At 31.3% G+C, this 11,835-nt stretch carries 10 protein-coding genes and 1 pseudogene; 3 read left to right on the forward strand and 8 right to left on the reverse strand.

The window, feature by feature from the left end; all coding sequences use genetic code 11:
- Positions 1 to 264 precede the first annotated feature (264 nt).
- On the forward strand, positions 265 to 909 hold the full coding sequence (locus DP68_RS07005; RefSeq protein WP_052085688.1) for a recombinase family protein: 645 nt from the start codon (positions 265 to 267) through the stop codon (positions 907 to 909).
- Positions 910 to 1,041: 132 nt separating this feature from the next.
- Here DP68_RS07005 and DP68_RS07010 read toward each other — a convergent pair whose 3' ends face one another.
- Entirely contained in the window at positions 1,042 to 2,169 is a 1,128-nt protein-coding gene (locus DP68_RS07010) for a P63C domain-containing protein (protein WP_035307820.1), read from the reverse strand.
- A gap of 1,154 nt (positions 2,170 to 3,323) precedes the next feature.
- The gene (locus tag DP68_RS07015; RefSeq protein WP_035307821.1) at positions 3,324 to 3,629 is read right to left on the reverse strand and encodes a recombinase zinc beta ribbon domain-containing protein; all 306 of its coding nucleotides are present in this window, start codon (positions 3,627 to 3,629) and stop codon (positions 3,324 to 3,326) included.
- A 221-nt stretch (positions 3,630 to 3,850) separates the two neighbouring features.
- On the opposite strand from DP68_RS07015, the gene DP68_RS07020 reads away from it, so the two are divergent.
- A complete protein-coding gene (locus DP68_RS07020; RefSeq protein WP_035307823.1) occupies positions 3,851 to 5,416 on the forward strand; it encodes a recombinase family protein in 1,566 nt (521 codons plus the stop codon).
- 87 nt (positions 5,417 to 5,503) lie between these two features.
- Here the strand turns inward: DP68_RS07020 and DP68_RS07025 are convergent.
- The 3 genes and pseudogenes from DP68_RS07025 to brnQ form a co-directional block, all read right to left on the reverse strand.
- Positions 5,504 to 5,683 (reverse strand): annotated as a pseudogene (locus tag DP68_RS07025) (DUF255 domain-containing protein); the annotation flags it as partial.
- Positions 5,684 to 5,874: 191 nt separating this feature from the next.
- Entirely contained in the window at positions 5,875 to 7,041 is a 1,167-nt protein-coding gene (locus DP68_RS07030) for an amidohydrolase (RefSeq protein WP_035307826.1), read from the reverse strand.
- A 407-nt stretch (positions 7,042 to 7,448) separates the two neighbouring features.
- Complete coding sequence (brnQ, locus tag DP68_RS07035; RefSeq protein ID WP_035307828.1) at positions 7,449 to 8,837, reverse strand: branched-chain amino acid transport system II carrier protein; 1,389 nt, start codon at positions 8,835 to 8,837, stop codon at positions 7,449 to 7,451.
- A gap of 186 nt (positions 8,838 to 9,023) precedes the next feature.
- Here brnQ and DP68_RS07040 point away from each other — a divergent pair, with 186 nt between their 5' ends.
- Positions 9,024 to 9,902: a LysR family transcriptional regulator gene (locus tag DP68_RS07040; RefSeq protein ID WP_035307830.1), complete on the forward strand. Its 879-nt coding sequence runs from the start codon at positions 9,024 to 9,026 to the stop codon at positions 9,900 to 9,902.
- Between the two features lie 135 nt (positions 9,903 to 10,037).
- Here DP68_RS07040 and recA read toward each other — a convergent pair whose 3' ends face one another.
- The 3 genes from recA to DP68_RS07055 form a co-directional block, all read right to left on the reverse strand.
- Entirely contained in the window at positions 10,038 to 11,078 is a 1,041-nt protein-coding gene (gene recA, locus DP68_RS07045) for a recombinase RecA (protein WP_035307832.1), read from the reverse strand.
- A 64-nt stretch (positions 11,079 to 11,142) separates the two neighbouring features.
- Positions 11,143 to 11,376, reverse strand: coding sequence for a hypothetical protein (locus DP68_RS19480; RefSeq protein ID WP_291547829.1), 234 nt, complete (start codon positions 11,374 to 11,376; stop codon positions 11,143 to 11,145).
- 78 nt (positions 11,377 to 11,454) lie between these two features.
- A complete protein-coding gene (locus DP68_RS07055; RefSeq protein ID WP_035307834.1) occupies positions 11,455 to 11,778 on the reverse strand; it encodes a hypothetical protein in 324 nt (107 codons plus the stop codon).
- Positions 11,779 to 11,835: the final 57 nt, after the last annotated feature.

Below are 11,835 nucleotides of genomic sequence, written 5' to 3' on the forward strand. Positions count from 1 at the left end.
AGATAGTAAGAGGGTGGATCCTCCGTTGCTGGGGTTTCTTTTAAATAGTTAACTGAAAATGTATATTACCAATTACGTATCGTAATATATACTGAACTTAGTGCTATAGTTTATAAAGGTGTACCTTTAAAGATATATAAAAACACTATTACTTAGCGTTTGAAAATATATAATAAACACTTAATAAACGTTTGTAAAATACTATTGACCTTTACAAACCATAAATATATAATATTGCTATAAAGTAATTAAGGGGCGGATAACTTGAATACTAAAATATTTGCTTACATAAGAGTCAGCACTAAGGAGCAAAATACTGATAGGCAATCTCAGGCAATTAGTGATTATTGTCTATCAAATAATATTGAAATTAATGACAGAGATATTTACATAGATAAGGCAAGTGGCAAAAACTTTAATAGACCTCAGTATCAAGCATTAAAGCTTAATTTAAGACAGGGGGATACTCTTATAATCAAAGAACTAGATAGATTAGGAAGAAACATGGAGCATATAAAAGAAGAATGGCAGGATATGATTAAATCAGGAATAAACGTTATCGTAATTGACACCCCTATATTAAATACAGCAAATAAATCAGACCTTGAGAAGAACTTAATAAGCAACATTGTCTTTGAGTTATTATCATATATGGCAGAAAAAGAACGTTTAAAAATCAGGCAAAGACAAGCAGAAGGAATTGCAGCTCTAAAACTAAGAAATAATGGTAAAGGTATTGGTAGACCAAAAGCAGAATATCCCAAAGAGTTTGAAAAGGTCTACACACAATGGAAAGCTGGAAATATTACAGCAGTAGAAGCTATGGCAGATTTAAGCCTAAAAAAGAATACATTTTATAATTTGGTTAAAAGGTATGAAAACACTATATCTTCAGAACAGTTTAATTAATAAGTAAAAATCAAAGGAAGACAATTACACCTTCCTTTGAAATTATTTCTAAATACTTTCTGTAAAAGCAAACTAAATTAACTTTTTACTGTACTTATTTTATTTGTAAAATATATTTAAATTACTTTGATGTTAATTATTGTTAAATATAGTCATTTGATTAATACCTTCTTCTATTCGCTTTCCTTCTTTTTTCATTTCTTCTAGTGATCTTAATTTATCAGAAAAGACCAAATTGAACTTTTCAACAAAATCCTCTTTATTGCTTGAAAGTTTCATAACAGGAATAAGTTGCTGTAAATGCTCCCTGAGATATCTTAAACCTTCATCTGTAAGATTTCTATGTATGTGATGTTTTCTATCTGCACGCTGTCTTTCTTCATTCCATACGGTTGGGTTTATTTCATCAAGCCTTGACCATACTTTCGGTGGAAGCATTTCATATACGTATTTTATATTAAACAAAGCGAAAAAACGTGGTCTTTTCTGTGAAGTAGGATCATAAGGTAATCCATAAATTCTAAATAAGTTCTCGAAATATTCTTTATGAAATTCCTTTGAATATGGGCGAAGTTCTTCGGAAATAAATTTGGCAAGTAGTAGTTGCAACTCATCTTTCCCTCTTATATCCTGGTAATTTGTAGCTTCATCTATAAGAGCTGTTATACCTACTTTTGCTAGAGACCGCAAGAGAATTTTAGCTTGTTTAAGCACATGATCCTGTTGTGGAGTTATATAGCCTTTTTCTTCAGCTGCCATATACAAATCACATATAACAGGAATTGCATTTGCGTCGTACCACTTACCTGTTTTCCCATTAAATTGTGCAACATCAAATGGTGTAATAACGTGAATGTTTTCTGGATACAGTTCATTAAAAAGGTTTGCAAGTGTTTTAGAACCTATTATTGGTGGGAATCCATCTATTCTAACCTCACCTTTTCTTATACGTGCTAAAGCTCCAAAAAGGCTTTTATCTTTTACAACTCTTCTTCCATCATTTAAAACACTGCATACTAAAACCGAATCTCCAATTATAAACTCTGATTCATTTACAACTGCTCTCGGAAGCTCTACAAACTTATCTAAGGTCAGCTTGTTATAATTATCTTCAACTATGTCTTTCTGATCTATATCAAAATAACGTTCATTATGTTGCGCAAGTGCACAATATATTTTTTCTCCATCTACATTATAGTATCCAACTGCTTGAGAATGAGGCATTTTTAAACATTTACTTACAAAACTTGTTTTTTCCATTTTTAGTTATATCCTTTCCACATGGTCCGTATTTTTCGAATTGTACGTGTATTTTAGGACCATTTTAACATAACTTACGGTCCGTAACAAGTATATTTCGACAAAAATCTTGGACCTTTGCATATTGAAATACTATTTCACTTAGAATCTCATATAAAAGATTAAACTCGATTCGATTTATAACCATCGGGATCCGCTACATTCCACCATAATATTCTTAAATTCTTATTTATAATTAGCTTAACTTTAGGTTTTAGTCTTATATAGTTGGGTAATGTCTGCTTTTGTTTTAGAAATAATTTATCTACCTGATACAATAAAAAAGACTTATAAATAGGTACTAGTCTTTAATACTACATAAGTAGATAAACTCTTAATTACATAGTTGGTTTAAAGCCTCACTATGCCCCATCAATACCATTCTTATTTACTGTTAATGCAACACTAACCTTAACGTGTAATACTTGTCCTACAAGTGCCTATACAGGCTTATTAGTGCCTACCCGATGACTGATCGCCAAGTAACCTCCGAACCTTTTACGTCTGTTCTCGCCCTGCACAGTCACCACTGAAGAATGGTACAGCGTTTAATGTACCTATAGTCGACTTATTTGCAGTGGTTCAATTGACCCAATAGAAAATACAGCCCTGTAATTCTCCGTGTTTTTCGATGTCATTTAGTTGCAGATTGAGGTATACCCATCTGCTTTTAATTACCCTCACTATATTTTGGACTATAAATTTTTTAACCTCATAGATATATAAATAATAATCCTTCTCTATATTTTATTAACCGCTTCCTTAGTTGTACGCTCACTGAATTTCTTAGCCTACATACAAAACTTTAATTCCTTTATAACATCTGCCAATAAGATAGAAAAAACACCTTCAATACAGACATATATCTATATTAAAAGTGTTATTTTTATATGTATCAATATATTAAAGATTAAAAAAGGAAAACGGCTATCAGTGTTATCACTACTTTTAAATTTCTAAACGTTAAAGCATTGAAACTACATTAGACTTCAAATCATTCTAGAAAGTCAGCTTTAAGGTAAAAGAATTGAACATAACAATATGGTACTAATTAATGTAAATATATAAAATAATAGGAAAATGATCAGCTGTATAACTGACATTAAAACTCTAGATTATCTAATTTTCTGTTCTTCTCCATTTTTATATTTAATAGTTGTAACACCTTCCTCATCAATTATTATAATATCTATAATTTCCTGAAAAAAATAAATGTTCTTTTCAAAAGCCAAGCTGTGTTCTCTACAAAATTTTTCAACATAATATAGAAGCATATCCTCTTTAACCTTTCTTCTTGTACATTTACCATAATTGCTATAATTTGAGCAAACATAGGCTGGAACTTTTCTCTCCATTTTACCTCTGTAATTACTACCACAGTAACACTTTATTAACTTTGAAAATAAATAATTATATGACATATATATTACCTCACAATTGATATTCCTATTGAAATTAAGTATAATCTATTTAGGGCGACATAGGGCGACATGAGATTATTTATGACTATTATATGCCTATCATATAACACTAACTTATATTAAACAATAAATAAATGTCACAATTTAATAAAAAACACTACATGAAATATTGAGGAATGAATTCCCGTACTTAAATTTAATACGAGAGGTTGTAATACTCTATGGAATCAATTACGGTATGTAATTATGTACAAAATAAAAGTAATATAAAAGATGTTGCTATCTACCTCAGAAAATCTAGAGGAGAGGAAGGAGATTTAGCAAAGCATAGAATGATGCTAGAAGAACTTTGTAAGATAAAGAGATGGAGGTATACTGAATACTCAGAAATAGGTACTTCGGACAGTATTGATTTAAGACCCAAAATGATAGAACTACTAACTGACGTAGGGAATGAACTTTATGACGCAGTAGTTGTAATGGATATGGATAGGCTGAGCAGAGGTGATGGAGAGGAGCAAGCAAGAATCAAGAATACTCTAAGACGTTCAAATACACTTATCGTGACTCCTAATAAGATATATGATTTAAATGATGACAGTGATGATATGTACTCCGACTTTGAAGGACTTATGGCAAGAGTTGAGTACAAACAAATAAAGAAAAGACTTAGAAGAGGAAAGAAGCAAGGATCAAGGAGAGGTGACTGGACTAATGGTACTCCACCGTTCCCATATGTGTATCAGCAATGGTTCGACGAAAATAATGGTAAAATGCATTACAATGAAAAGGGTCTTGTTGTTAACAAGGATAAATACAATGTATATCGTTATATGATAGATAAGATAACTATAGATTGTGCCCCTCCTAGCCAGATAGCATGGGAGTTAAATAAGAGAGGAATATTATCTCCAAGAGGTGGAATATGGCATGGACATACTATTCATAGGATATTGATTGATGAAACCCACTTAGGAAAAATAATCTCAAATAAAACTTGTGGCGATGGTCATAAAGTCAAAAGAAGCAAAGATAGTAAGGGTGTCATAAAGTTCTCAAAGGATGAATGGATAGTAGTTGACAATTGTCATGAAGCTATTAAGACACAAGATGAGCATAATAAGATTCTTATGTTCTTTGATAGAACAACAAAGACACCAAAACGTAAAGGTAGCAGAACTTATCCGTTATCTGGGTTGATAAAATGCGCAAAATGTGGACATACCATGGTTGTTGGATACAGATCAGATAAGACCGGCGCTGAATACATTAAGCCTTGCTGGTATATAGATGAAGCTGGCAATAAGTGTGGCAATAGGGGTTCTGGAACAGATATTATACATACAGAAATTATGAATCAATTATTTCTATATGAACAAGAATTAAAGCAATCTTTATTCGGCAAAAACAGCGAGGATGAAAAGATTCTACAAGATATGAATATGACTTTAGACGATTTACAGAATCTAGAAAGAAAGATATGTAAAATAGATGAGCTTGTAGAAGATGATTACTATACATTATTAGAAGCTAAAGAGAGAAAGATGAAATTAAAAACTCTTATAGATGAAGCGGAAAGAAGGTTAAATCTTCTAAAAATAAAGCTAGATAACTCTAAAAATGTAACCAATCAGGAAAGACTTAACCTTATTGAAAAATTCAAGAAAAATATAGCAAAAGAAGGTCTTTCTGCTGAGGAAATTAATGATTGGTATAAATCCATAATATCGCATATTGTTTGGGAGAGAAATGATAACCATATTGTTATAGATATAAATTTTCTATAGGGACTTGAGGTGTAAAATTATATGTATTATTCTTGGGGAGTTGACTAAAGATTATATTTTAATACATTTGGACGAGTTCACGAATCTAACATGGCACCAATGACATGTACTATAGCCTATACTTAAAAATATAGGTTTATCTTCTTTTAAGGCTTTTTCAAAAGCTTCATTTCCCCAAGGATACCAATCCACTGGATTATGCGCATGTTGTAATAAATAAGGAGATTTTTCATTGATTAATCTATTAGCTGTTTTATTATTAGGCATAACACCACCATCTTTCATATTGCACTCTTAAGTATTATTCCCTAAATAAAAAAGATTACTATAATTAATTTAATAGTAATCTCACTGGTTAGGTGGTTGGATCCTATAACTCAACATAGATGCCTGGTGAATACAAGACTGGCATTATATGAAATTAACACTAGATTCATCGAGTTTTTAAGATTTATACTCTATTTATTTAAGAAATCAAGAGCAAATTGTATATGAAGTGCTGTGCCATATTTCATATAGTCTTCATCAATTTTGAATCTCTCATGGTGTGGGAAATATATAGCTTCTTTTTCCTCATTTCTATATCCAAGAAATGCATATACACCCTTAGCATGTTGGAAATAATAAGGCATATCCTCTGATCCCATATATCTAGGTAAAGTTTTATTTTTACCTTCTCCAAAGACTTTTATCGCAGACTTATCTGCTAGTGCTACTAACTCTTCATCATTATAAAGACTTGGGGCACTTTCTTCTATTCTAATATCAACCTTAAGTTCATAAGAATCTGCTATAGCTTTCGCATGTCTTTTAATCGCTTCATGGACTGTCTCTCTGACCTTTAGGCTAAAGTATCTCATAGAAATATCAATTTCTGTATATTTTGAAACTATGTTTGCTTTTGTACCTCCAATGAACTTTCCTACTGAAAGAACTATTGGATCTTGAGCATTAATATTTTTAGCAACTATTCCTTGAAGGTCTGTAACAAAAATACAGGCAGGATGAATTGTATCCTTTGCAAGATGTGGGACTGAACCATGACCTGATACTCCTTCAAACTTAACATAAATCGTATCACAACCTGCCATTCTATAACCTGATTCAATATTTACATGTCCTGTATCTAGCTCTGGCATCCCATGCATACCAAAACAAGCATTAACTCCATCCATTCCTCCTGCTTCTATTATTTTTTTTGCACCGGAGAATGTCTCTTCACCTTCTTGAAAGAAGAATCTAATCTCGCCTTCTATTTCATCTTTCATTTCAGATAAGATTTTTGCAGCACCAAGAAGCATAGCAGCGTGAGCATCATGACCACAAGCATGCATTAGCCCATGAGTTTTAGATTTAAATTCAACATCTGTTTCTTCTTTTACTGGAAGTGCATCTATATCTCCCCTTAAAGCTATAGTTTTTCCACTTTTTCTACCATTTAATATAGCTATTAACGAAGTGTTTCCTATTTTCTTATATGGCATTCCAAGTTTATCTAATTCTTTCATAATTTTTTCTTGAGTTTTAAATTCCTGATTACTAAGTTCAGGATTTTCATGTAAATCTCTTCTAAAATTAATGATATATTCTTCAATCGATTTAACTTTATCTAATATCTCTGACATAAAAATTTTCCTTTCTATCTTCTATAACGTTATTATTGCCTGTGGTTTAAAGTATTAATATATATTTAAATCATTAGTAATAATAACTAAAGTTATACACCTAATTTTTTTATATTGTTATTTTTTATGAGATAAAGTATCTGTACTATTATTTAATAGTTGTATGGGTTATGGTTTACAATTAAAATTAATATACATAATATTTATTATGTATATTAATTTTTCTATTTATAATTAAGAAATATGTTTCATATAAATATAGATTTTGCAAATATCATTTCTACCTTCTAAGTCTAAAATCAATCCATTGATGTGTTCTATAAAAGGTGAAATTACCCATAAGTGCTAATCTATTTTAATTATGTATTATTAAAATCTCTTGCCTTTTAATTTATAAAGTATATCTACTACTTGCATCTCTTATTATCCAAAACACCATTTGAATTCACAACATTTTTCATGCGTGTAATCCAAATGATTAATCCGATGAAGAAGCCACAAAATGCTGGTACTATCCATCCAAATCCATAATCAAATCCTGGTAAATATAAATGCGCAAAATTAACAATCTGTGAAACTACAGTATTTTCTTGTAGGGACTGTGGTAATGATTTGAATAAATCAAAAAATGCTGCCATAATTGTTAAACCAGTTGTCCATTTATAAACATCACTTTGTTTATTAATAACTGGAGTTAATAAAGACAATAAGATTAACGTAATTGTTAATGGATAAAGAAACATAAGTACTGGTACAGATAGCTGAATGATATTACTTAATCCAAAGTTAGCAATAACGAAAGAAAAAGCTGTAAATAAAATAGCATAATTTTTATAAGAAACTGATTTTGGAAACATTTCACTGAACATTTCAGAACAGGAAGTTATTAAACCAATCGCTGTTTTTATACATGCAATTCCTACAATAGCTGCTAACAATAGCGTACCAATGAAACCAAAATAATGATTACTTACCATGAATAAAATGGTGCCTCCATTATCAGCACGATTCACACTGCCCAAGCTTGTAGCTCCCATATACGATAATGAAGCATAAATAACAGTCATACCAAGAACACTAACTAAACCTGATTTACATGTTTCAATAGCAATTGAATTAGAATTTTTAACACCTAACTTTTGTATATTCGAAATAATAATGATTGCAAAAGCTACAGAAGCTAAGGCATCCATAGTATTATACCCGTCCAATAAACCAGTAAACAAAGGCTTATCAGCATAATTCCCGAGAGCAGCATATGTACTTACTTGTCCCATTGGATTTATAAATGTTGCAATTAATAAAATTGATAAAAGTGCCAAAAAAATAGGTGTAAGATATTTACCTACCCAATCCAAGATTTGCCCTGGTCGCAGTGAAAAATAAATGGTAATGGCAAAAAATATAAATGAGAAAATAATTAATCCTAACTTCAAATATTCATCAGAAATAAAAGGATGAATTCCTACCTCAAATGCAACTGTCGCCGTACGCGGAATTGCAAATAGCGGACCAATTGTTAAATATAACAAACAAGTAAATATGCTTGCATAACGTGAACTAATGGGTTTAGCCATATCAAATAAACTTTCACTTTTTGAAATGGCTGATGCAACAATCCCAACCATAGGCAGCCCTACTCCTGTAATTAAAAATCCAATAGTGGCTGTAAAAGCATGATTTCCTGCTTCTTGTCCCATTTGAACTGGAAAAATTAAATTGCCTGCACCAAAAAATAATCCAAATAGCAATGAGCCTATCAACAAATTTTGCTGAAAACTTAGTTTTTCTTTCATTATAGCCCTCCTCTAACGTTCTAATATTGTGAAAGTTTTCGCCAATCTTTTCACTACAATGTTTCTGTTTCCACATTTTGATAATGCCTTGATTCATTTCACTTATTATAATATACTTATATACATTAGTAAAATTCATTTTTTTCATGTTATAAATGAATTTTATTCAACTAAAGGAGAAAATATATGCAACTTGCTTCGTATAAAATTATCATAACTGTTTATGAACAAAAAAGTTTTCAAAAGGCATCGGAACTTCTGCACATGACACCATCTGCAGTCAGCCATGCAGTTTCTAAGTTAGAACAAGAATTAGGATTCTCCCTATTCATTAGAAGCAAAAATGGCGTTACTCTAACCTCTTATGGAGAAAATCTACTACCTGCTTTTCGAAATGTTGTAAATAGCGATGAATCTTTAAAACAAGCTATTTTAGAAATCAATGGGTTAGAAAAAGGTACAGTGAGGATTGGCTGCTTCAATAGTGTTTGCACCAACTGGATTCCAGCATTAACTCGTGATTTTAATGCTATATACCCAGGTATTTCTATAGAAATCTTTCAAGGCACCTATGTTGATATCATCGAATGGATTAAATCAGGAGTAGTTGATCTTGGTTTTTTGTCTGTTTCAAGTGCAGGAAAACTTCCAATTTATCCTCTATATAATGATCAACTTGTTTGCATTGTTCCAAAAGGTTATTCAGTTTCTCAACCAGATTACATTACCTTAGATGAAATAAAGGATGAATCCTTTGTAATTCAGCATATAACCTGTGATGCTGACATTCAGAACTACTTCGCCGCTCATAATTTAAAAATAAAATCCGCTTATCATGTTGTAGATGATTTATCAACCGTAGCTTTGGTAAGTCATGGATTTGGAATTTGCTTATTACCTAAATTGATCATGCAAGATATTTCATATCCTGTAGACACCTATCCTATCAAACCTGATGCTAGCAGGGTTATTGGTATATCTGCACTAAACACAGAATGTATGTCCCCTGCCGTAAAAAAAATGTATGATTTCATCATACATTACAATTATATAGTAAGACCGTAATGCTAACCATGCGGTCTTATTAATCTTATAAATTACTTAAGCCTTTAATTTGAGTTTCAAACCATGATATAGCAAATTCTTTTTCTTTATTTATTGGAGCAATTTCACTCCTTAATTCATCATTACACTGATGAATTATTCTTCATTTTTCGCTAGCTCTTCCTTTATAACCATCTCCGTTAACGGAAGATTATGTTTTTCTCTGATCAGATTTTCTATTTCAAGAGCTAAGTCAGGATTTTCTTTCAAATATAACTTGGAATTTTCTCTTCCCTGACCCAGTCTTATATCTTTATATGAAAACCATGCTCCGCTTTTTTGAACTAATTCTTCATTAACTGCTATATCTATCAAATTACCTTTTTTCGAAATACCCTCATTGTACATTATGTCAAATTCAGCTCGTTTGAATGGAGGAGCAATTTTATTTTTTGTTACTTTTACCCTAGTTCTACTTCCAAGAACATCTTCACCTGTTTTTATAGTATCAATTTTTCTTATATCTAATCGTACTGATGAATAAAACTTAAGTGCACGACCACCTGTTGTAGTTTCAGGATTACCAAACATAATACCTATTTTTTCTCTTAATTGATTTATGAATATTACGGTGCATTTAGATTTGTTGATTGCTGCAGTAAGCTTCCTTAATGCCTGAGACATCAGTCTTGCTTGTAATCCAATATGCGAGTCACCCATTTCCCCTTCTATTTCAGCTTTTGGAACAAGTGCTGCTACAGAATCAACAACAATTACATCTATGGCATTTGACCTTACAAGTGCTTCTACTATTTCCAGCGCTTGTTCTCCAGTATCTGGTTGACTAACTATCAAGTCTTCAACATTAACTCCCAATCTCTTTGCATAAGATGGGTCAAGAGCATGTTCTGCATCAACAAAAGCTGCTGCGCCGCCTTTTTTTTGCGCTTCTGCAACTATATGTAACGAAACAGTTGTCTTACCTGAAGATTCAGGCCCATATATTTCTACTATTCTTCCTCTAGGAACTCCACCAGACCCAAGCGCTATGTCTAGTTCCAGGCATCCTGTTGATATAACTTCTATATCCATTGCTGTACTTTCACCAAGTTTCATAACAGAACCTTTTCCGAATTGTTTTTCTATCTGCTTCATAACAGTTTCTATTGCTGTTATTTTATCATTGTTTATATTCATTTATTAACACCATCCCCTTTGCAAAGCTTTTGTCAATCACAACCACGCCTTGCTTAATAAATATTTAATATTCATTTTCAATTATAAACTTAGTGATCTTTTTATATATTACTTCAGAAGTAGTATCTAATGCTAACTCTTCAAACAATATATTTTGAATAAAGGTTAAAAGCTTGTCATCTCTTTCTTGAAATTTTCTTCTGTATTTTTTAGTTTCATTCTTTTTTCTCATCAAAGTATTGGCTATGTTAGCAATCTCCCTGCGATTTCCTTTTAATTTATATGCTCCTTTGCTCAAAATTGTAAATTTTTATTATAATGACATTACTTTATCGAATATGACTTCATTACTGAGATGATTTAAATACCTTTTAAATCATTTCTTTTTTGTTGATTTTGACGATGATTTTTTCTTTACAAGTTGTAATTCTGCCTTTCTCTCTTCTAATTCAGCGGCTTCACGTTGCTTTTCTATTCGCTCAATTGCTATCTGCTCTTTTTTTCTATTTAGTTCTTCTAAAACTTCTTCGTGAACTGCTGGATTAAACACTTTCATTATTCTTTCAAATACTTCTGGATATAAAAATACTTTTATTCCAATCTCATCCTGAAACTTCACATATATCCTATTGTCCTTTACTTCTGTAATAACTCCCGTTCCAAAGATTATGTGTTCCCCTTTCTCGTTTACTACGTTCATAATTTACCTCCTCTAAATTTATTCAGATTTTATATAGGGTATTAATTATTTACAACT

Origin of the sequence: Clostridium sp. HMP27 (genome assembly GCF_000765165.1) — a bacterium.
GTDB lineage: Bacteria > Bacillota > Clostridia > Clostridiales > Clostridiaceae > Clostridium_AK.

Excerpts from the sequence above, each read along its gene's own strand:
- DP68_RS07020 (WP_035307823.1), top strand. The coding sequence starts at position 3,851 with ATGGAATCAATTACGGTATGTAATTATGTACAAAATAAAAGTAATATA.
- DP68_RS07055 (WP_035307834.1), bottom strand. The coding sequence starts at position 11,778 with ATGAACGTAGTAAACGAGAAAGGGGAACACATAATCTTTGGAACGGGA.
- DP68_RS07030 (WP_035307826.1), bottom strand. The coding sequence starts at position 7,041 with ATGTCAGAGATATTAGATAAAGTTAAATCGATTGAAGAATATATCATT.
- brnQ (WP_035307828.1), bottom strand. The coding sequence starts at position 8,837 with ATGAAAGAAAAACTAAGTTTTCAGCAAAATTTGTTGATAGGCTCATTG.
- DP68_RS07010 (WP_035307820.1), bottom strand. The coding sequence starts at position 2,169 with ATGGAAAAAACAAGTTTTGTAAGTAAATGTTTAAAAATGCCTCATTCT.
- DP68_RS07015 (WP_035307821.1), bottom strand. The coding sequence starts at position 3,629 with ATGTCATATAATTATTTATTTTCAAAGTTAATAAAGTGTTACTGTGGT.
- DP68_RS07040 (WP_035307830.1), top strand. The coding sequence starts at position 9,024 with ATGCAACTTGCTTCGTATAAAATTATCATAACTGTTTATGAACAAAAA.
- recA (WP_035307832.1), bottom strand. The coding sequence starts at position 11,078 with ATGAATATAAACAATGATAAAATAACAGCAATAGAAACTGTTATGAAG.